Source organism: Achromobacter pulmonis (genome assembly GCF_902859765.1).
Lineage (GTDB): Bacteria > Pseudomonadota > Gammaproteobacteria > Burkholderiales > Burkholderiaceae_B > Achromobacter > Achromobacter pulmonis.
In genome coordinates this window covers 31,839-53,150 of sequence record NZ_CADIJV010000034.1, presented here as the reverse complement: position 1 = coordinate 53,150, position 21,312 = coordinate 31,839, and the positions used below count along the sequence as shown (strand labels likewise).

The window sequence follows — 21,312 nt, the reverse complement described above, 5'->3', positions numbered from 1 at the left end:
GGCGGCATCGCAGTGCTGGCCGCGTGCGCCAGCGTGCCCGATGCGCGCGAGCGCGCCGCGCGCCAGGCCCAGGCCGGGCTGTCGGCCGATGCGGCCCGGGATAGCTACCGGCGCGGCCACGCTATCGCGGCGGATCCGCGCAATGCGCGGGACGATTTTCTGGCGCGCCACCTGGCGGTGGAAGAGGCGGTCAGCGGCGCGCCGCTGGTGGCCGGCAATCGCGTGCGCCTGCTGACCGATGGGCCAGGCACCTACCAGGATATGCTGCGTTCGATCGCCCAGGCGCGGCGCTATGTCCATATGGAAACCTACATCTTCGACGATGATGAGGAAGGCGCGCGCTTTGCCGAGGCCTTGATCGCGGCAAAGCGCCGGGGCGCCGATGTGGCGTTGATGGTGGACGCGGTAGGCACCCTCAATACGCCGGATGCGCTGTTCCAGCGGCTGCGCGATGCGGGCGTGCAAGTGGCCGTTTTCAATCCGGTCAACCCGGCCAGCGGCAGCCGCGCCGGCTGGTCGCCGAATCAGCGGAACCATCGCAAGATCCTGGTCGTGGACGGCAAGGTCGGCTACCTGGGGGGTATCAACGTCAGCGCCGTGTATGCGTCATCGCCGGCGGCCGAGAGCGTCGCGCCGGGCGGCGCGGATGGCGAGCGCACCGGCGCCGCCGGCGCGCCATGGCGCGATACGCATCTGCGCATCGACGGGCCGGCCGTGGCGCAACTGGAAGCGGTGATCGAGCGTGGATGGCAGTCCCAGGCCAAGGAGCCCTTGCGAGGCGGCGGCGTGGCCATCGCACCGGCGGCGGGACCGACGCGGGTGCGGATCCTGGCCAACCAGCCTGACCGCGGCGATGGCTACACGGTCTATCTGACGTTGATGTCCGCGTTCGAAAGTGCCCAACGTTCGATCCACATCACCATGGCCTACTTCGTGCCGGATCCGGCCTTCGTCGATGCGCTGGCGGCCGCGGCGCGCCGGGGGGTGGATGTGGTGCTGGTGTTGCCCGGTTTCAGCGATTCCTCGCTGGTCTTCCATGCCGGCCGTTCCCACTACACCCGGCTGCTGCAGGCTGGCGTGAAACTTTACGAACGGCGCGATGCGCTGTTGCATGCCAAGACGGCGGTGGTGGACGGCGTCTGGTCCACGGTTGGATCGAGCAACATGGACTGGCGCAGCTTTGCGTTGAACTACGAGGTCAACGCGGTCGTGCTGGGGGCGGACTTCGGCGCCGGGATGGAGGCCCTGTTCCAGCGCGATGTGGCCGCATCGGTACGGATCAGCCCCGGGGCCTGGCAGGCCCGGGGCGTGGATGACCGCTTCATGGAGTTCTTTTCGCGGATGTTCGAGCGCTGGCTGTAGCACGCCGGCGCGTCCGCGCGCTCAGGCCGTGGCGGGCCGCGGCGGATGCGCCATGGCGTGTTCCTGGGCCAACGCGGTGCTGATGTCGTGGGTCGGCTGGAACGAGTCGGCGCGCGCCATGGACCAGCCGGTGCGGAACACCTGGTGGCGGAATTCGCCCCGGAGCAGTTCTCCCGGCGCCAGTTCGGGGAACAGCGCCGACAGCAGCCGGATCTCGCTGGGCGAAATGCGGCGGGCGATGTGATGGGGGCGCAATTGGCCCGGATGGGTCAGGCCGGCGGCGGCCAGCAATTCGGCCAGCGCGTGCAGCGTGTTCTTGTGGAAATTGGCCACGCGCTCAGCCTTGTCCGGCACCACCAGGGCGCGTTGGCGCAGCGGATCCTGGGTGGTGACGCCGGTCGGGCATTTGCCGGTGTGGCAGGCCTGGGCCTGGATGCAGCCGATGGCGAACATGAAGCCGCGCGCGGCGTTGCACCAATCGGCGCCCATGGCCATGACGCGGGCCATGTCGAAAGCGGTGATGATCTTGCCCGAAGCGCCCAGCTTGATGCGGTCGCGCAGGTTCACGCCGATCAGCGTGTTGTGCACCAGGCGCAGCGCCTCGCGCAGCGGCGTGCCGACATGGTCGACGAACTCGACCGGCGCGGCGCCGGTGCCGCCCTCGGCGCCATCCACCACGATGAAGTCGGGCGTGATGCCGGTTTCCAGCATGGCCTTGACGATGGCGAACCATTCCCAGGGGTGGCCGACGCAGAATTTGAAACCCACCGGCTTGCCGCCGGACAGCTCGCGCAGGCGAGCCACGAACTTCATCAGGCCGATGGGCGAGTCGAAGGCCGAGTGGCTGGCGGGCGAGTTGCAATCCTGCCAGGGCGCGACACCGCGCGCTTCGGCGATCTCTGGGGTGACCTTACCCGCCGGCAGGATGCCGCCGTGGCCCGGCTTGGCGCCCTGCGACAACTTGATCTCGATCATTTTGACCTGCGGGGTACAGGCGTTTTGCGCAAATGCCTCCTCGGAAAAGGCGCCATGTTCGTCACGGCAGCCGAAGTAGCCCGAGCCGATGTTCCACACCAGGCTGCCGCCCGGTTGGCGGTGGTAGCGGCTGATGCCGCCTTCGCCGGTGTCATGCGCGAAGTCGCCCTGGCGAGCGCCTTCGTTGAGCGCCAGGATGGCGTTGGCCGACAGTGCGCCAAAACTCATGGCGGAGACGTTGAATGCCGACATCGAATACGGCTGGGTGCAGTCCGGGCCGCCGACGGTCACACGGAAATCGGTATCGCCGATATGGGTCGGCGACATGGAATGGTTGATCCATTCATAGCGGTCGCCGTAGACGTCTTCCTGGGTGCCGAAGGGACGCTTGTCGATTTCGCGCTTGGCGCGCTGGTACACGATCGAACGCTGCGCCCGCGAGAACGGCGAAGCTTGCGTGTCGTCCTCCAGGAAGTACTGACGGATTTCGGGCCGGATGAACTCGAACAGAAAGCGCAGGTTGCCCAGCACCGGATAGTTGCGGCGGATGGCGTGGCGCGTCTGGATCAGGTCGTAGACGCCCAGCAGGCCCAGCAGCAGCAACGGCACGGCGGCCCACAGCCACCAGTACGAGTGCGTGAAGACCAGCACGGTGGTCGCGACGGCGGCCACCAGGGTCAAGATAAAGGCCGTATAGCGGCCGGCGATCCATTGCATGTCCATCTCCGTATTGCGGGATGCAGCAACCATACACCAGGGCGACGGTAAAACCGGTAAACGAACGGCGCGGCGCGGCGGCCATCCCGGATCAGTCTGTCGTCCCGAAGGCGGCGCCAGCGTTGGCGTTGCGCGGGACAGGCGCAAAAAAAGCCCCCGAACAGGGGGCTTGCTGGAACAGTGTTTTTCAGCAGCTGGACGCTGCGGGGGTTCTTTCGACCGCCAGACCGAACAGCGGGCGCAGGTGTACGCCCAGGGCGCTGCCGGCAAAGGCCGCCGGCAACCACAACCAGGCGTGCAGGCTGCCCGAAAGGATGCCGCTGAAATAGGCGCCGATGTTGCAGCCGAAGGCCAGACGCGCGCCATAGCCCAGCAACAGGCCGCCGATAACCGCGCCGGCCAGCGAGCGCGCGGGCACCTTCCAGACCGGCGCGAACTTGCCGGCGGCGCTGGCCGCGGCCAGCGCGCCCAGCATCAGGCCGAGGTCCATCACCGTGGTCACATCCTGGCGCAGCGGCGCGCTCAGGCCCGCCTGCCCGCTCCAGTAGGTCCACGTGGCCACGTCACTGCCCATCGCGTCCAGCGTCTTGGCGCCCCAGAGTGCGAAAGCCGAGGTAATGCCCCAAGGCCGGCCGGCCAGCGCCAGCGTGGCGAAATTCAGCGCCACCAACGCCACGCCGCCCCAGATCAGCGGCCACGGACCTTGCAGCAGCGAAGCCGGGCGCGTGGTGCGCGCGGCCAGTGAGATTACATGGCCATGGCGACGCTTTTCCAGCACGGTGGCGATCCAGGCGATCAGCGCGAACACCGCCAGGTTGGCAATGATGGCGGGCGCCAGGCCCCAGGTTTTGATCAGCGAAGTCGGCGCCAGCGCGGGCAGCGCGGACCACCAATCGAAATGGGCGGTGGCGACGACCGAGCCGACGATGAAGAACAGCAGCGTGACCAGCATGCGGGTATTGCCGCCACCCACCGCGAACAGCGTGCCCGAGGCGCAGCCGCCGCCCAGTTGCATGCCGATGCCGAACAGAAAGGCGCCCAGTACCACCGATACGCCCGGGGGAGCCACCAGGCCCCTGACCGGCAGGCCGAACAACGAGCCCTGCGCCAGGAACGGGAAGAACAGCAGCACGCCGAGCGCCAGCATGAACATCTGCGCGCGCAGGCCGGCGCCGCGGCGATCCGAGACGAACACGCGCCAGGCCTGGGTGAAACCGAAGGAGGCGTGGTAGAGCGCCACGCCCAGCAACGCGCCGACGATCCACAGCGCGCCCTGGCGCCAACTGACGGTCTGGTGGAGGTACAGCGCGCCGGCCAGCACCAGCAATAGCGCGATCCAGAGCGGCTTGCGGTTGGCGCGGACCGGCGGCAAGGCCGCGGGCAGGGGCAGGGCGGAAACGTGGGTACTCATGGTCGGGTCCAGAGGGAGCGGCAAGAACGATGCCGGCGAGGGAAAAGCAAACGGGCGCGTTGCCGCACCCGTTATGGTCCGCTGCAGTCTAAGGCCGGCGGAACATTTCTCAAAGAACCAATCGCGGATTTTTTTATGACTTCAAGTTATATAACGACCAGGACCGGTGTTCAGGCGATCGGGTGGGCGCTGATCCAGGCCACCAGCAGGCTGACCGTCAGCACCGACAGCACGGTGGAGACCAGGATGGCGCGCGAGGTGACGCGCGCGTCGCGGCCATACATCTGCGCCAGCATGAAAGGGCCGGTGCCGATCGGCAGGGCGCTCATCAGCACTGCCGTCCAGGCCCACAGCGGCGGCATGGAAAACACCTGGAATGCCAGCAGCGCGGTCACGGCGGGCTGCAGCAGCAGTTTGCCGGCCACCAACCGCAGCACGCCCGGGCCGGGGCTGGCGGTTTCGGTCTGGGCCAGGAACAGGCCGATGGTCACCAGCGCACACGGGCTGGCCGACGCGCCCAGCAGCGAGACATAACGATCCAGCCCCTCGGGCAGCGCCAGGCCGGTGCCGGCCCATGCCAGGCCCAGAACCGGTGCGGCCAGCAAGGGATTGCGCATCAGCGCGCGGCCGACCTTGGTCAGCGTGGCGGCCAGACTTGGCGCCTGCTGGCGGTCGAACTCGATCAAGGCGATGGTGCAGCCAAACAGGACGCTGGCCGTCAGCAGCGTGCTGAAGGCCGCGGGCGCCAGACTCTCGGCGCCGAACAGCGCCAGGCAAAGCGGGATACCCATATAGCCGGCGTTGGCATAGGCCGCGGCCAGGCCTTCGATGCCACGATCGGTCAGCCCGCGCGGGCCACGCTTGCGCGGCAGGAATGCCAACAGGAAGGTGACGGCGATGCCGCCGGCAAAGGCGCCGACGAACCCCCAATGCGCCATGTGCGCCAGATCGACCTGGGTCATCGCGCGGAACAGCAGTGCCGGCAGCGACAGGTAGACCACGTAGCGGTTCAGCGCGTCGGTGGCGCCCGCGCCCAGCAGGCGCCAGCGTGCCGCCAGCCATCCGGTCAGGATCAGCGCGAAGACCGGCAGGGCGGCGGTGATGACGGCATTCATGGCGGTGAAAGAGGCGAGCGCGGAAAGGCGCTCATTCTACTTGCCGCGGCATGGCGTGGCCGTGTGCCGAGCGCGTCACTAGCAGGATGCCCAGCGCCGCCAGCGCCATGCCGGGCCACGCCAGCGGCGGGATGGGCTCGCCCAGCACCAGCAGGGCAATGACGGCGGTGGAAGGCGGCACCAGGAAAAACAGGGCCGACACGCGCGATGCCTCGCCATGGCGCAACATGGCCAGCAGCAGTGTGATCGCGACCAGTGAATTGCCCACCACCAGGTAGGCCAGCGAGCCCAGCAGCGGCGCGCTCCATTCGATGCGCATCGGCTCCAGCCAGAATGCCAGCGGCGCCGTGACCGCCAGCCCCACGGCGTATTGCACCGTGTTGGCGGTCACGGGATGGGTCGGCACGCCAAAGCGCTTTTCATACAGTGTGCCGCTGGTGATGCAGAGCAGGGCGGCGCCCGCGAACACCAGGCCGAGCGTCGAGGCCGGGTCGACCGAGGCCTTGGCGACAATGACCAGCGCCGCGCCGGACACGCCCAGTGCCAGCCCCGCCCAGCGCCGCGCGTTGACTCGTTCGTGCGCGATCATCGGCGCCAGCAGTCCGATCAGGATGGGTTGCAGCGAGGTGATCAGCGCCAATCCACCGGCCGACATGCCCTGCTTGAGCGACAGGTAGGTGCAGCAGAAGTAGCCGGCCTGCAGCAGCAGGCCAACCATGGCCAGATGCATCCAGGCATGGGCGCCCTGGGGCAACGGTGGCCGCAACGCCAGCAGGAACGGCGCCAGCAGCGCCATCACGCAGGCATAACGCAATGCCAGGAAGGTCAGTGGATCGGCGTAAGCCAGCCCCACCTTGAGCACGACGAAGCCGCTGGCCCATAGCAGCAGGAAAAGCGCGGGCGCGAATTTCAACCAGGCGGGCGTTGCGGCTTGCGGCATCTGGAGGGTCCGCTGCGGGAATGGGCCAGCCGCGATGGTACGCCTGTTTCGCGGATGCGCCATCCCTGCGAAAATGGCGCGATCATCTTTTCGGCAAGCCGCAGCGCGAGGACATACAAATGGCTACTGACAAACCGGCGGTACGGATCACTCTCGGAACCTGGGACCGCCTGCGCGCCGACGCCGCGGCGATCCGCTACGATGTTTTCGTGGTCGAGCAGAATGTGCCGCCCGAAGTCGAAATGGACGATGATGACGCGGTGTCGGTGCATGCGGTGGCCTACGCCGCGGATGGGACGCCACTCGGTACCGGCCGCCTGTTGCCGGATGGCCACATCGGCCGCATGGCGGTGCACAAGCGGGCACGCGGGCTGGGCGTCGGCGGCCAACTGCTCGATGCCTTGGTCAGCCAGGGGCATGGCGATGGCCATCGCATGCTGGTGTTGCATGCCCAGGCCCATGCCAAGGGCTTCTACGAAGCCCACGGTTTCCAGGTCGAAGGCGAGGAGTTCATGGAGGCCGGCATCGCGCACGTCGTCATGACGCGGGTGCTGGCGTAATCCGGCGCTGGGGCTGCGGGGCAAAACAAAAACCCCGCACGCTTTCGCGAACGGGGTTTTCTTGGCGCATCACGACAGGTATCTCGTGATGTAATAATTGGTGCCCAGGAGAGGACTCGAACCTCCACACCTTGCGGCACATGGACCTGAACCATGCGCGTCTACCAATTCCGCCACCTGGGCGCTGATGTTTCACCTTCCACGTCGCTTTCCGATTTGCCTTCCACCTTTCGGCTTCTTGTCTTTCGACTTTTTGCTACCGGCTGCGTTTCGTTTCGTGTTCAACAGCAGAGGAACGAGATTATGCATACTTTTTTGAAAGTGTGCAAGTCGTGCGGCATTTTTTTCACTTTTTTTGAGGCGGCCGGCTTCGCTATAGTGTCGCCCCATGTCACGCCTTCTTTGCCTGCGCTGCAAGCGCCCTGAATCCCATTGCCTATGTGCGCTGATCCCGGCGTTGGTGCCGCGAACCCGCGTGGTGGTCTTGCAGCATCCGAGCGAGGCGCGCCATGCGCTGAACACGGCGCGGCTGGCGGTGCTGGGACTGGAGGGCGCGCGGCGCCTGGTGGGGGAGCGCTTCCAGTATGCGCAGTGGGCCGAGCCAGGCTTTGAGCCTTGCGTGCTGTTTCCGGGCGAGGGCGCCGAGATATTGACGCCGGGGTGTGCCGCCGCGACGGGTGCGCCGGTGCAATTGATCGTGCCGGACGGCACCTGGACCCATGCGCGCAAGTTGCTGCACATCAATCCGCAACTGGCCGCGTTGCCACGCGTGATGCTGCCGCCTGGTCTGGTCACGCGCTACCGGGTGCGGCACGCGGATATCCCGGGTGCGTTGTCCACCATCGAGGCGGTGACGCATGCGCTCAACGCGCTGGAGGCGCCGCGCAACTTCGACGGCCTGCTGCGGCCGTTCGAGGCCTTGATCGATGGTCAGATCGCGGGGATGGGCGCGGACCTGTATGCGCGCCACCACTTGAACCGCAAGGTGCCGTGGCGCTGACCCTGACGGGAGTCATGGGCGGGGCGCCCAACCCAACTGGGTCGCGCAAAGCAAAAACCCCGGAAATCTCGCGATTTCCGGGGTTTTTAACTTTTTGCCAACGCTGTTCGCTTGTTTCCGCGACGACTTGCATGCATCGCGAATCCAGGCAGCCTTGGCTGAAATTCCGTGGTGCCCAGGAGAGGACTCGAACCTCCACACCTTGCGGCACATGGACCTGAACCATGCGCGTCTACCAATTCCGCCACCTGGGCACTGAGACATTGCAGTCAGAACTTTGTGATACGCTGCCACTTCGATTGCATGAGGTTTTTCTCATGTATTCAAAGCGCAATTGCAAAACCACTCTACAATCCGTCTGACCATTTCTGCTTCAGTGTTCAGCCTTGGGCGAACCACAGAAGCTGCGCATTATATACGGAAAAATTAGCTTTGGCAAAACGATCGAATAACGAATCGAACAACAACAGATCCACTCCGTTGCCGGAAGCGCCGCCAGACTTCGATCCCGATGTCCCGTCCCGTGAAGCCATCCTGAAGGCGCTGCGATCCGCGGGGGCGCCGTTGTCCCCGGTGGAACTGGCCGAGCGCATGGGCGTGGAGCGTCCCGCGACGATGGTGGGATTCGAACGCCGCCTGGGCGCCATGGAGCGCGACGGCCAATTGATGCCCAATCGCAAGGGTGTGCTGCTGCTGGCCACCAAGCTGGATTTCGTGGCCGGCAAGGTGCTGGGCCACCGCGATGGCTTCGGTTTCCTGCTGCGCGATGATGGCGGGCCGGACCTGTTCCTGTCGCCGCGCGAAATGCTCAAGGTGCTGCATGGCGACCGCGTGCTGGTCAAGCCGTCGGGCGAATACCGCGGCAAGCCGGAAGGCACCATCGTCGAAGTCATCGAGCGCCGCACCAATAAACTGGTGGGCCGTTTCCTGCACGAACATGGCCTGTCCATCGTGGTGCCGGAAGACCAGCGCATCAAGCACGACATCCTGATTCCGCCCAGCGATACCAACGGAGCCCAGCACGGGCAGGTGGTGTCGGTGGAGATCATCGAACAGCCCACCCGCCACACGCAGCCGCTGGGCCGCGTGGCCGAGGTGCTGGGCGAGATCGACGATCCCGGCATGGAAATCGAGATCGCGGTGCGCAAGTTCGACGTGCCGGTTGAATTCTCCGAGGCGGCGCGCAAGCAGGCCGCACGGTTGCCGGATGTGGTGCGCAGGACCGACCTGAAAGACCGCGTCGATCTGCGCGACGTGCCGTTGATCACCATTGACGGCGAGGACGCGCGCGATTTCGACGACGCCGTCTATTGCGAGGCGGTGGAACTGGGAACGGGCCAGCGCAAGCGCCCGGGCTGGCGCCTGCTGGTGGCCATCGCCGACGTCAGTCATTACGTGCGGCCCGGCGATGCGCTGGACGACGATGCGCTCGAGCGCGGCACCAGCGTGTATTTCCCGCGCCGCGTCATCCCGATGTTGCCCGAATCGTTGTCCAACGGCTTGTGCTCGCTGAACCCGGATGTCGATCGCCTGGTGCTGGTGTGCGACATGGTGATCCCGGCATCGGGGGCCAAGGCCGGGACCGTGACGGCCTATCAGTTCTACAACGCGGTCATGCATTCGCACGCCCGCACCACCTACACCAATATCTGGGCGGCGCTGCAGCAGCCTGGCGGCCCCGCGGCCCATGCCATGCGCGCCGTCATGCCGCAGGTGCAGAGCCTGTACGAGCTTTTCCAGCTGCTTTCGCAAAGCCGCAAGAAGCGCGGCGCCATCGATTTCGACACGGTCGAGACCAAGATCGTCTGCAACGAGTTGGGCCGCATCGAACAGATCGTGCCTGCGGTGCGCAACGACGCCCACAAGCTGATCGAGGAGTGCATGCTGGCCGCCAATACTTGCGCGGCCGACTTCATGGCGCGCAGCAAGCATCCCGGCTTGTATCGCATCCACGAAGGTCCGACGCCCGAGCGCCTGCAATCGTTGCGTGAATTCCTGCGCACCATGGGCTTGTCGCTGGGTGGGGGCGAGACGCCCAGCGCCAAGGACTACGGTGATTTCCTCGACTCGGTGCGGGGGCGTCCTGACTACCAGCTGCTGCAGACCATGTGCCTGCGTTCGATGCAGCAGGCCATCTACAGCCCGGACAATCTGGGCCACTTCGGCCTGTCATATCCCGGCTACAGCCATTTCACCTCGCCAATCCGCCGATACCCCGACCTGCTCACGCACCGCGTCATCAAGGCGTTGCTGGCCGGCCAGCGCTACGTGCCCAGCCTGGACGAGCAGCCGGTCGTGATCGGCCGCACCCAGCGCGAGCACGAACACGCCATCTGGGAAAAGCTGGGCCTGGTGCTGTCGGCCAGCGAGCGCCGCGCCGACGAAGCCTCGCGCGATGTCGAGGCCTGGCTCAAGTGCTGGTTCGTCAAGGAGCGTGTGGGCGAGGATTTCAGCGGCACCGTCACCGGCGTGGCCAGCTTCGGCATCTTCGTCACGCTCGACACGCTGCACGTGGAAGGGCTGGTGCATGTTTCCGAGCTGGGCGGCGAGTACTTCCAGTTCAACGACGCGCTGCACGAGCTGCGCGGCGAACGCACTGGCATGCGCTACCGCTTGACCGACAAGGTCCAGGTGCAGGTGTCGCGGGTCGATCTGGAGGCGCGCCGGATCGAATTCCGTCTGGTGCAGGGCACCAGCTTCGATGCCTTGCGCAAGGCCGCGGCCCGCGGCCCCGACGAGGGACCGCGCCGCGTGAAGAAGGCAGCCGCGCCCAAGCCGGCCGCGCTCAAGGGCCAGACCGCCAAAGAGCGGCGCGCTGCCGCCAAGAAGGCGAGCAAGCCGCCCAAGGCTGCCCAGCACGCCGCGCCGGCCAAGCAGGCCACGCGCAAGCGCCACTGACGGCGGGCCGCGGCGTTTCTCCCGGGAAGGGCGGGGCGCCGTGGCATCCCGCTGGCAAGGCGGGCGTCCTGGCCGCGCGCCCCTGGGGGGGGGGGGGGCGCGGCGCCGGCGACAAGGGATGAGGCCATAAGGAATAAGGCCATAAGGGGTAACATTGCGCCTGTGGCCGGTGCGTCCGGCGGCCCGTTCCGCTCCGGCGCGGGTATTCGTTTCTCTAAAGGTATTTGCATTTATGGCGTCGACCCAAGTCCTTGCCGGGTTTCACGCGGTTGTCGCGCGGCTGCGCCACGCGCCCGAGTCGATCAAGGAAATCTACGTAGAAGCGTCGCGCCGCGACAAGCGCATGCAGACGCTCATCGAGCAGGTCGAGCGGGCCGGCTGCCGCCTGCATCCGGTTCCGATGGAGCGCCTGGATGGACTGGCGCGCGGGACTCGCCACCAGGGTGTGGTGGCGCTGGCCGATGAGCGCCAGTTGGCGGTGGATGTGGATGAGGTGCTCGATGTGATCGAGGGGCCGCCGCTGCTGTTGATCCTGGATGGTGTGACGGACCCCCACAATCTGGGCGCCTGCCTGCGCACGGCCGATGCCGCCGGCGTGCACGCCGTGATCGCGCCGCGTGACCGCGCGGTGGGGTTGAACAGCACGGTGCAGCGCGTCGCGTGCGGCGCGGCCGATACCGTGCCGTACCTGATGGTCACCAACCTGGCGCGCACCATGCGCGGCCTGAAGGATCGCGGAGTGTGGCTGGTGGGGACCGACGACCAAGCCACCGAGAGCATGCACCAGGTCGACGCGCGCCAGCCCATGGCCTGGGTCATGGGCGCCGAAGGCGAGGGCATGCGCCGGCTGACGCGCGAGACCTGCGACCAACTGGTCAATATTCCCATGCTGGGTTCGGTCGAGAGCCTGAACGTCAGCGTGGCCAGCGCCGTCTGTCTCTATGAATCCGTGCGCCAGCGCCAGGCCTGAATCCGTATCTCCGTAGATCTTTCCCTTCCCGCGTAACCCATCATGCACCAGAACGGCTTTACCACCACGATCCTCCATTCCGACCGCCAGCAATCCGTCGAGCACGGAGCGGTGCACAAGCCGATGCATCCCTCGTCGGAATTCGCCTACGCCGATGCGCGTGAACTGGCGGCGGTATTCCAGGGCAAGCCGGGTTTCACGTACGCGCGCCAGGGCACGCCGACCACCACGGCGCTGGAAGCCAAGGTCAACCATATGGAAGGCGGCAAGGGCACGGTGAGCTTCGCCACCGGCATGGCCGCGCTGGCGGCCATTTTCACCACGCTGCTGCGCCGTGGCGACCACCTGGTGTCGAGCCAGTACGTGTTCGGCAATACCAACAGCCTGCTCGGCACGCTGCTGGAGCTGGGGGTGGAAATCACTTTCGTGGACGCGACCGACTCGGCGCAGGTGCGCGCCGCGATCCGGCCCAATACCCGCATGGTGTTCACCGAAACCATCGCCAATCCCGGCACCCAGGTGGCCGACCTGGCGGTCATCGGCGAGATCTGCCGCGAGAAGGGGCTGGTCTATGTGGTCGACAACACGTTGACGTCGCCCTGGATGTTCCGGCCATCGACGGTGGGCGCTTCGCTGGTGATGAATTCGCTGTCCAAGTACATTGGCGGCCACGGCAATGCGCTCGGCGGCGCCGTCACCGATACCGGCCTGTACGACTGGGCCAATTATTCGAACATCCATGACGCCTATCGCAAGGGCCCGTCCACCGGCTGGGGGCTGACCCAGATCAAGAAGAAGGGCCTGCGCGATATGGGCGGCACGCTGGCGGCCGAGCCCGCGCACCGCATCGCGGTGGGGGCCGAGACGCTGGCCCTGCGTATGGCCAAGCATTGTTCCAATGCGCTGGCGCTGGCGCGCTTCCTGCAAGAGCATCGCGGCGTGGCGAAGGTGCATTACCCCGGGCTGGACAGTCATCCGCAACACGCGCGCGCCGCGGCGCTGTTCGGTTCGCGCTTTGGTGGCTTGCTGGGCGTGGAGCTGGCCGAAGGCGTGGACTGCTTCGATTTCCTGAACCGCCTGCGCGTTGTGCTGATGGCGACCCACCTGGGCGACACGCGCAGCCTGGCGCTGCCGGCCGCGCACACCATCTATTACGAGATGGGCGCCGAGCGGCGCAAGCAGATGGGGATCGCCGACAGCCTGATCCGGGTGTCGGTGGGCATCGAGGATGAGACTGATCTGCTATTTGACTTCGATCAGGCGCTCAACGGCAGCCTGCAGGGATAATCCCACGGGTCTCCGGCGTGGCGATGCGCCGGCCGCAACCCGGGCAGGAAGCCATGCTGATACAGATCGCCGAAGTATTCTCCGCTGACGAGGCGGCCACCCTCCGCCAGCGCCTCGAAGCCGCCGACTGGGTGGATGGCAAGGTCACCGCCGGCCATCAATCCGCCGCGGTCAAGCACAACCGCCAGTTGTCCGAGCGACATCCGCTGGCACAGGAACTGGGCGATCTGATCCTGCAGCGCCTGTCGGGCAACAACCTGTTCATGTCGGCGGCGTTGCCGCGCAAGATATTCCCGCCGCTGTTCAATCGCTACGAAGGCGGCGAGGCTTTCGGCTATCACGTCGACAACGCCGTGCGTGGCATTGCCGGCACCGCCGAGCGCGTGCGCACCGACCTGTCCGCCACGCTGTTCTTCTCCGAGCCGGACGCCTACGACGGCGGTGAGCTGGTCATCGACGATACCTACGGCCCGCGCACCGTGAAGCTCCCGGCGGGCCACATGGTGCTGTATCCCGGCACCAGCCTGCACAAGGTCAATCCGGTCACGCGTGGCGCCCGGATCAGTTCGTTCTTCTGGATGCAGAGCCTGGTGCGCGAGGACAGCCAGCGCGCCCTGTTGCTCGACATGGACGTGGCGATCCAGCGCTTGAATCAGGATGCGCAGGGCCACCCATCGATCGTGCAGCTCACTGGCATTTATCACAATTTGCTGCGCCGCTGGGCCGATGTTTGAGGCGCGCGCCAAGGGGGGCAAGGCGCTGTCGTGCAAACCCCGAAATGCGCGTTTATGTTTATTGCGGAAAGGCCTAAAAGCTAGTATTGGTGCGGCTTATCGTGAGGTTTTCGCTTGACAGCCGCTCTACGCCAAGGCCTAATACACGTCTGCGTCGCTGACGGTTCGAGGGCTTCAAAGCCCTCGAAACCTAAGCGGCGCAGCAGTTTAAAAGTTGTGCTTTGCAGCGCAAGAAAAAGTTTATCCACTAGTCTGTTCGTCGTTTGTCGGGTATGCGCGCCGAGTCGTGATGTCCTGCATGACACCATGATGAACTGCACTCCCGGCAGACTCCATACCTTGTGAGGGGTACACCTGAATGAACAAAACCGAACTCATCGATCACATTGCCAGCAAGGCCGATATCTCCAAGGCTGCCGCCGGTCGTTCGCTTGACGCCCTGATCGGTGCCGTCAAGACCACCCTGAAGAAGGGCGGTACGGTCACCCTGGTGGGCTTCGGCACGTTTGCCGTGTCGGCTCGCGCCGCTCGCACCGGCCGCAACCCGCGCACGGGTGAAACCATCAAGATCAAGAAGGCCAAGGTGCCGAAGTTCCGTCCGGGCAAGGCCCTGAAGGACGCCGTCAACTAAATCGACGGCAAGGCGGATCGGGCGTGCGCGGCACTCCTTGATTTGCCGACAGGTACGCGGTCCGGTATACTCCGGCCCGCGTATTGCTTTTGAGTACCCCGGCAGTGTTTTTCCGCATCGCATTCGCGGCGAAACCAAAATCAGACGGGTGCTTAGCTCAGTTGGTAGAGCGGCGCCCTTACAAGGCGTAGGTCACAGGTTCGACCCCTGTAGCACCCACCATCAGCAAGCCGAATCAGAAACCCGCACACGGTACCGTGGCGGGTTTTTTGTTTGCGCGGCGTTCGCGGTGCGCGCGGGGGCAGGGGCAGGCAGGCCATGGCGCCCGGCCGAATGTTATGCTGTTGCAGACGAAATATGACGTGCGAATCATTCGCATTTAAGATATCATGTCTGGCTTGTGCTGGTCAGCCGGCGCGCGTTCTTGGCGCGCATTTTCGGGGTTGGCCAGATAAGTCAATGCATCCTGGCTGATTCATGCCTAGCTTTCAACGTGGTTTGAACCCCTCACCACCATCTTCCCTTGGTATACGCATAGGCGCGGGCCTGGCGGTCGTCGCGCTGCACGCCGCGGTGGTTTATGCCATCTACCTGACTCCCGATAACCCTCCCGAACTGGAGGAGCCCGAGGCCATCATGGTGAGTGTGGTCGAAGCGCCCATTCCCCAGGTCGCCAAAGCCGATCCGGCGCCCGAAGTGCCGCAGCCCGTGGTCGAGCCGCCGCCGGAACCGCAGCCCGAGGTCGAACCCGAGCCGGAAACCAAGGTGGAACCGGAGCCCGACCCCGAACCCGAGCCCGAGGTGGTCGAAAAGCCGCCGATGCCGGCGCCCAAGCCCAAGCCAAAACCCAAGCCGAAACCCAAGCCCCAGCCCAAGCAGGAGGTCAAGCCCGAGCCCAAGCCGGAGCCCCCCGTTGAGACGCCGCCCACCGGCGCGCCGGATGGCGCGCAGGCCACGCAAGCGCCGCGTCAGGGGCCGCCGCCCGACCAGATCCTGCAGGAAACCCAGATCGAGTACCTGGGCGCGCGGCCGATGCCCAACTATCCGATGGCGTCGCGGCGCATGCGCGAAGAGGGCCGGGTGGTTGTCCTGGTGGAAATCAACACGCAGGGGCTGGTCGAGCGTGCCACGATCGATTCGTCGTCGGGCTTTCCCCGGCTGGACGAGTCGGCACTGGCCGCCGCGCGCAAGGCCCGCATGAAACCCTATAGCCGCAATGGCGTGGCTTATCCCGCCAAAGCAAAGATTCCGTTCGATTTCGTAATGAGGAACTGAGATGTCCAACGCAATGCACAGCGCCACCCTGGTGGCGCAGGCGGCCACCAGCCCGGCAGCGGCTCCGGCGGCTGCGGCACCCGCCGCTGCCGTCGCGGCTCCCGCCGCCCAGCAAGCCGCAGCCGCGGCGGGCGGCGTCGTTCAGCAGGCCACTGGCGCGATCCAGCAGTCCGCGGACGCGCTGCACAGCGCCGCCGCCGCGCTGCCCGCGGTCGCGCCGGCGCCAGCCGCCGCGCCCGTCCCCGACATGGGTTTCCTGCACTTCGTTGCCCAGAGCGACGTCGTCGGCAAGAGCCTGTTCATCATCCTGATCCTGATGTCGCTGGTGACCTGGTACCTGATCCTGGTCAAGGTCGGCAGCAACATCAGCATGCGCCGCCGCTCGGCCGACTTCCTGAACAAGTTCTGGAACGCCAGCTCGCTGGAGCAGGTGGAAAACGAAATCGTGACGCACGGCGCGCGCGATCCGTTCTCGCATCTGGCCAGCCACGCCATGTACGCGCAGGCGCACCATAACAAGTTCGGCGCCACCAAGCTGGAGGAGGCGGGCTCGAGCAGCGATTTCGTCACCCGCACCATGCGCAAGGTGATCGACGAAGAAACCGCCAAGCTCGAGAACGGCCTGACGGTGCTGGCCTCGGTGGGCTCGACGGCGCCTTTCGTCGGCCTGTTCGGCACGGTGTGGGGCGTGTACCATGCGCTGGTCGGTATCGGCCTGTCCGATGGCGTCACCATCAACCGCATCGCCGGTCCGGTGGGCGAAGCCCTGATCATGACCGGCCTGGGCCTGGCGGTCGCCATCCCGGCTGTGCTGGCCTACAACACTTTCGTGCGCAACAACCGGGTCTACCTGTCGCGCCTGGATGCGTTCGCGCATGACTTGTTCGCCTTCCTGACGACCGGCCAGCAAGTGGCATTGTCGGACAGCAAGGTGCGTGCCCTGCGCCGTCAGCACGGTAACGACGCTGCGGCCCAACGCGGGAGCGCATAATGGCTTTTGGCAGCTTCGAGGGCAAGGGGTCCGGGACCCATACGGTTTCCGAGATCAACATGGTGCCGCTGATCGACGTCATGCTGGTGCTGCTGGTGATCTTCATCATCACGGCGCCGCTGCTGGCGCACTCGATCAAGATCAACATGCCCCAGGTGGCCGCCGAGCAGATCGAGGAAGAACCCAAGACCGTGGATCTGGCGATCGATGCCGGGGGCGCGCTGTTCTGGGACGAAAAGCCGGTCAATATCGACGACCTGCCCAACCGTTTCAAGTCGATCGCCGGCGACAAGCCGCAGCCTGAAATCCGTATCCGCGCCGACCAGAACACCCGCTACGAGACCTTGGCCAAGGTCATGGCTTCGGCCCGTCGCTCTGGCATGACGCGCATCGGTTTCGTCACCACGCCGCCTTCGGGCGGCGCGGCGGCGGACGAGCCGGCAGCGACTGGGGCCCCTGCGGCGCCGTCCAAGCCTTGAACGATTCCCAACAACGGGGCGCATTTCGCGCCCCGTTTTTTCCGGGATCGCGCTAGAATCGCGGCATGCGAGTTCTGGTAATCGAAGACGACACCACCCTGGGCCATGCGCTCCAGGAATTTCTGGCCGACCAGGGTTATGCGGTCGACTGGCTGACCGATGGCGACCGCGTCCTGGGCGCGCTTGCCGGCCAGCCCTATGACCTGATGCTGCTCGACCTCAATCTGCCCGGCATGAGCGGCCTGGACGTGCTGCGTCAGCTGCGCCAGGACGGCAGCCAGGTTCCGGTCCTGATTCTGACGGCCCGCGACGGCATCGAAGACCGTGTTGCCGGGCTGGACGCCGGCGCCGACGACTATGTCACCAAGCCTTTCGAACTGCCCGAGTTGGCCGCCCGCGTGCGCGCTTTCGGCCGCCGTCGGGCAGGGCAGGCGCAGCCGCTGATTGAAGTCGGCCCTCTGGTGTTCGACACCGTTGGCCGTGAAGTCCGGGCCAACGGCCAGCGCCTGTCACTGTCGGTGCGCGAGTTGTCCGTGCTGGAAATGCTGATGGCACGTGTCGGTCGCGTGGTCACCAAGCGCCAGATCGTCAATTCGCTGTCGGCCTGGGATGCCGATTTCAGCGAGAACGCCGTGGAAGTCTACGTATACCGCCTGCGCAAGCGCCTGGAAGGCACGGGCGCCAGCATCCAGACGGTGCGTGGCTTCGGCTACATGCTGGATGTGGAAACGGCCTGACGGCCGCCCGCCCGGCCGCTGGATGCCGGCTAGCCTGGCCGGCCCGCGGCGGTCTCCCCTGCACGTCCTCCTGAGCGAGGACTCCGCGTCATGACGCCAGATCGCACGCCTTCCGCTTCCGCCGCCCCCCGCCCAGTGCTTCCGTCCCGCTCGCTCGCGCGGCATTTGGTCATCCGCCTGATGCCGCCGATCCTGTTGTTGGTGCTGCTGGACCTGGCGGCCACCTGGGTCATCACCCATAAGATCGACATGTCGCTCTGGATGCTGGAAGACTTCTTCTGGCTGATGGTGGTGGGGCAGGTAATGCTGATCGGCCTGTTCACCTGGGTCGTGATGCAGGGCGTGCGCTCCGGCCTGCGCTCGGTCAATCACCTGTCCGAGGAGATCCGCCAGCGTTCCATCGACGACATGCAGCCGCTGGAGGTGGCTGGCGTGCCCGTCGAGATCGAGCCGTTGGTTACCCACACCAACGATCTGCTGCTGCGGCTCGATGCCTCGCTGGCGGCGCAGCGCCGTTTCATCGGGCATGCCGCCCACCAGCTGCGCACCCCGCTGTCGGGCCTGCGGCTGGAATCCGAATTGATGCTGGCGCGCCCCTTGCCCGACGATGTGCGGGCGCGTGCCGAGCGTATCAAGGCGGTCAGTGACCGCATGATCCGGCTGGGCCAGCAATTGCTGGTGCTGGCGCGCGCCGATCCCAATGCCCGGCCGCAGGACAGCTTCGTGCGTATCGATCTGTGCGAATGGGTGCGGGCGCATGGCGCCGAATGGTTTCCGCGGGTGCGCGAGGCGCGCTATGAGCTGGATCTGGTCGCGCCCGATGCGCCGATCTGGATCGACGCCGATCCCTTGCTGCTGGCCGAATTGCTGGGCAACCTGATCGACAACGCGCTGCGCTACGGCAACGCCACCGGCAAGATCACCTTGATCGTCGGCGCCAATCCACCGTCGCTGACGGTCGAGGATGACGGCCCCGGCATTCCACCCGAAGAGCGCGATCGCGTCTTCGAGGCGTTCTATCGTTCGCCATCGGCCAGCGCCGGTGGCTCGGGCCTGGGCCTTGCCATCGTGCGCGAGATCGCGCATGCGCACGGCGCCTGGTGGAAGCTCACCAGCCGGCCCGATTTTTCCGGAACACGACTGTCGGTCGTGTTTCCCGGTCCTCGCAAGGGGGCTCAACTCACACGGCAAGAACCTACATCATGAGCCAGGGCCCGGTCAGTGCTCCTTCCTCGTCCAACGGCCAGGCGCACGCCGGTCATGCACCGTCGTCGCGCGCGGCACTCATCCTGGGGGCGCTCGGGGTGGTGTACGGTGATATCGGCACCAGTCCCCTTTACACGCTGCGGGCCTGCCTGACGGGGCTGAGCGTGCACACCGACCTGGAGCCGGCCCACTTGCTGGGCGTGCTGTCCATCCTGTTCTGGATGCTGATGCTGGTGGTGTCGTTCAAGTATGTGACGCTGGTCCTGCGCGCCGACAACCGTGGCGAAGGCGGCACGCTGGCGCTGCTGGAGCTGGCGGTGCGCAGCCGCGAGGGCAAGTTGCGCTGGATCCTGATCGTGCTGGGCATATTCGGCGCGGCGCTGTTCTACGGCGACAGCATGATCACGCCGGCGATTTCAGTGTTGTCGGCGCTGGAAGGCATCGGCATTGTTTCGCATACTCTGGATCCCTGGGTGGTGCCGCTGGCGCTGGTGGTGTTGGTGGCGCTGTTCGCGATCCAGTCGCACGGCACGGGGGCCATGGGCAAGCTGTTCGGGCCGGTGATGCTGTTGTGGTTCGGCACGCTGGCGGCGCTGGGCGCCTGGCAAGTGTGGCAGACGCCCGAGGTGCTGGCCGCGCTCAATCCGATGTGGGGGCTGCGTTTCATCGTCGAGTTTCCCTGGATCAGTTTCGTGCTGCTGGGCGCGGTGGTGTTGGCGTTGACCGGCGCCGAGGCGTTGTATGCCGACATGGGCCATTTCGGCCGCCCGGCGATCCGCAGCGCCTGGTTCAGCATGGTGCTGCCGGCGCTGACGCTGTGTTACTTCGGCCAGGGCGCGCTGTTGCTGCGCGATCCGGCCGCTATCCGCAATCCGTTCTTCATGATGGCGCCGGACTGGGCCCTGGCGCCGCTGGTGGCGCTGGCGACCGTGGCTACTATCGTGGCTTCGCAGGCTGTGATCTCGGGCGCCTACTCGGTGACGCGCCAAGCGGTGCAACTGGGCTTCTGGCCGCGCATGCAGATCCTGCACACGTCGGCGGTGGAGAAGGGCCAGATCTACCTGCCCCAGGTCAACGCGTTGCTGTTGTGCGCGGTGCTGGTGCTGGTGCTGTTGTTCCGCAATTCGGACAATCTCGCCGCGGCCTATGGGTTCGCGGTGACCGGCACCATGCTGACGACTTCGGTGCTGGCCTTCGCGGTGCTGCCGCGCGGCAGCACCGGTGTCAAGCGCCTGCTCTGGTTTGCGGTGCTGGGCCTGCTGTTGATGTTCGATGTGCTGCTGTTTTCGGCCAATGTATTCAAGATCCACGAGGGCGGCTGGCTGCCGCTGGTGGTGGCGATCGTGGTGTTCACGCTGATGATGACCTGGCGGCGCGGCCGTCGGCTGCTGTCTGACATGCAGCAGCGCGACCGGCAGCCGCTCAAGGAGTTCATGGAGCAACTCGAGGCCTATCCGCCGTCGAGGGTGCCGGGCACGGCGATTTTCATGACGATGAATTCGGGCAATGTGCCACCGGCGCTGCTGCACAACCTGAAGCACAACAAGGTGCTGCATGACCATGTGCTGTTCCTGACGATCCGGGTGGCGGACGTGCCGTACGTGTCGGAGGACGAGCGATTTTCGGTGCAGAAGATGAGCGCGTCGAGCTGGGCGGCGACGATCAACTACGGCTTCAAGGAAGATCCGGACGTGCCGGAGGCATTGCGGCAGGTGGCCGAAGCCTATCCGGAGCTGGATCTGGAGCCGATGCGCACGTCCTACTTCCTGTCGCGGCAGACGGTGGTGGCGGCGAAGAAGCCGGCATTGTTGCGCTGGCGGCGGGCGGTGTTTTCGTTCATGGCGCGCAATTCGACGCGCAGCACCAAGTTCTTCAAGATTCCGGCCAATCGCGTGGTGGAGATGGGGATGCAGGTGGAGTTGTAGGCCTGTTTTTTTGGGTCTGGGACGAGCCGGGTTCCTGAGACGCCCGGCGTGCCTGACTGACGGGCGCGGCATTGTCGGTGTTTGCGCAATAAAAAGCCC

18 protein-coding genes and 3 tRNA genes are annotated in these 21,312 nt (G+C 65.9%); 15 read left to right on the top strand and 6 right to left on the bottom strand.

The annotated features are described in order from the left end of the window. Positions 1–6: 6 nt before the first annotated feature. Positions 7–1,362: a phospholipase D-like domain-containing protein gene (locus HV701_RS22590; protein ID WP_175135241.1), complete on the top strand. Its 1,356-nt coding sequence runs from the start codon at positions 7–9 to the stop codon at positions 1,360–1,362. 21 nt (positions 1,363–1,383) lie between these two features. Here the strand turns inward: HV701_RS22590 and HV701_RS22585 are convergent, their stop codons facing one another. The 4 genes from HV701_RS22585 to HV701_RS22570 form a co-directional block, all read right to left on the bottom strand. Beyond that, entirely contained in the window at positions 1,384–3,054 is a 1,671-nt protein-coding gene (locus tag HV701_RS22585; RefSeq protein ID WP_175135238.1) for an FMN-binding glutamate synthase family protein, read from the bottom strand. A 187-nt stretch (positions 3,055–3,241) separates the two neighbouring features. Then, positions 3,242–4,465 (bottom strand): YeeE/YedE family protein, encoded by a 1,224-nt coding sequence (locus tag HV701_RS22580; RefSeq protein ID WP_175135237.1) that lies wholly within the window; start codon positions 4,463–4,465, stop codon positions 3,242–3,244. 170 nt (positions 4,466–4,635) lie between these two features. Then, the gene (locus HV701_RS22575; protein WP_175135236.1) at positions 4,636–5,580 is read right to left on the bottom strand and encodes an AEC family transporter; all 945 of its coding nucleotides are present in this window, start codon (positions 5,578–5,580) and stop codon (positions 4,636–4,638) included. Positions 5,581–5,611: 31 nt separating this feature from the next. Further along, on the bottom strand, positions 5,612–6,520 hold the full coding sequence (locus tag HV701_RS22570; RefSeq protein WP_175135235.1) for a DMT family transporter: 909 nt from the start codon (positions 6,518–6,520) through the stop codon (positions 5,612–5,614). A gap of 119 nt (positions 6,521–6,639) precedes the next feature. Between HV701_RS22570 and HV701_RS22565 the strand changes: the two genes are divergently transcribed. Next, a complete protein-coding gene (locus tag HV701_RS22565; RefSeq protein ID WP_175135234.1) occupies positions 6,640–7,080 on the top strand; it encodes a GNAT family N-acetyltransferase in 441 nt (146 codons plus the stop codon). Between the two features lie 98 nt (positions 7,081–7,178). Here the strand turns inward: HV701_RS22565 and HV701_RS22560 are convergent. Next, a tRNA-Leu gene (locus tag HV701_RS22560) sits at positions 7,179–7,263 on the bottom strand. Between the two features lie 205 nt (positions 7,264–7,468). Here HV701_RS22560 and HV701_RS22555 point away from each other — a divergent pair. After that, positions 7,469–8,080 carry a tRNA-uridine aminocarboxypropyltransferase gene (locus tag HV701_RS22555; protein WP_175135233.1) on the top strand — a complete coding sequence of 204 codons (612 nt, stop codon included), beginning with the start codon at positions 7,469–7,471 and terminating at the stop codon, positions 8,078–8,080. Between the two features lie 169 nt (positions 8,081–8,249). Here the strand turns inward: HV701_RS22555 and HV701_RS22550 are convergent. Beyond that, a tRNA-Leu gene (locus HV701_RS22550) sits at positions 8,250–8,334 on the bottom strand. Positions 8,335–8,512: 178 nt separating this feature from the next. On the opposite strand from HV701_RS22550, the gene rnr reads away from it, so the two are divergent. The 12 genes from rnr to HV701_RS22490 all read left to right on the top strand — a co-directional run bounded on the left by rnr (position 8,513) and on the right by HV701_RS22490 (position 21,213). After that, complete coding sequence (gene rnr / locus HV701_RS22545; RefSeq protein WP_175135232.1) at positions 8,513–10,978, top strand: ribonuclease R; 2,466 nt, start codon at positions 8,513–8,515, stop codon at positions 10,976–10,978. 232 nt (positions 10,979–11,210) lie between these two features. Next, the gene (gene rlmB, locus HV701_RS22540) at positions 11,211–11,948 is read left to right on the top strand and encodes a 23S rRNA (guanosine(2251)-2'-O)-methyltransferase RlmB (RefSeq protein ID WP_175135231.1); all 738 of its coding nucleotides are present in this window, start codon (positions 11,211–11,213) and stop codon (positions 11,946–11,948) included. A gap of 42 nt (positions 11,949–11,990) precedes the next feature. After that, positions 11,991–13,235, top strand: coding sequence for a cystathionine gamma-synthase family protein (locus tag HV701_RS22535; protein ID WP_175135230.1), 1,245 nt, complete (start codon positions 11,991–11,993; stop codon positions 13,233–13,235). A 53-nt stretch (positions 13,236–13,288) separates the two neighbouring features. Next, complete coding sequence (locus HV701_RS22530) at positions 13,289–13,969, top strand: Fe2+-dependent dioxygenase (RefSeq protein WP_175135229.1); 681 nt, start codon at positions 13,289–13,291, stop codon at positions 13,967–13,969. A 358-nt stretch (positions 13,970–14,327) separates the two neighbouring features. Further along, entirely contained in the window at positions 14,328–14,600 is a 273-nt protein-coding gene (locus HV701_RS22525; RefSeq protein ID WP_003812968.1) for an HU family DNA-binding protein, read from the top strand. Between the two features lie 146 nt (positions 14,601–14,746). Continuing rightward, positions 14,747–14,822, top strand: a tRNA-Val gene (locus HV701_RS22520). A gap of 255 nt (positions 14,823–15,077) precedes the next feature. Further along, positions 15,078–15,875 (top strand): energy transducer TonB, encoded by a 798-nt coding sequence (locus HV701_RS22515; RefSeq protein WP_175135228.1) that lies wholly within the window; start codon positions 15,078–15,080, stop codon positions 15,873–15,875. 1 nt (position 15,876) lies between these two features. Next, complete coding sequence (locus HV701_RS22510; protein WP_175135227.1) at positions 15,877–16,866, top strand: MotA/TolQ/ExbB proton channel family protein; 990 nt, start codon at positions 15,877–15,879, stop codon at positions 16,864–16,866. Then, the gene (locus HV701_RS22505) at positions 16,866–17,345 is read left to right on the top strand and encodes an ExbD/TolR family protein (RefSeq protein ID WP_175135226.1); all 480 of its coding nucleotides are present in this window, start codon (positions 16,866–16,868) and stop codon (positions 17,343–17,345) included. The genes HV701_RS22510 and HV701_RS22505 overlap by 1 nt, the downstream gene beginning before the upstream one ends. Positions 17,346–17,410: 65 nt before the next feature. Further along, positions 17,411–18,082: a response regulator transcription factor gene (locus tag HV701_RS22500; RefSeq protein ID WP_175135225.1), complete on the top strand. Its 672-nt coding sequence runs from the start codon at positions 17,411–17,413 to the stop codon at positions 18,080–18,082. Between the two features lie 180 nt (positions 18,083–18,262). Then, positions 18,263–19,288 (top strand): sensor histidine kinase, encoded by a 1,026-nt coding sequence (locus tag HV701_RS22495; RefSeq protein WP_175135224.1) that lies wholly within the window; start codon positions 18,263–18,265, stop codon positions 19,286–19,288. Beyond that, on the top strand, positions 19,285–21,213 hold the full coding sequence (locus HV701_RS22490; RefSeq protein WP_175135223.1) for a potassium transporter Kup: 1,929 nt from the start codon (positions 19,285–19,287) through the stop codon (positions 21,211–21,213). Before HV701_RS22495 ends, HV701_RS22490 begins: the two co-directional genes overlap by 4 nt. Positions 21,214–21,312: the final 99 nt, after the last annotated feature.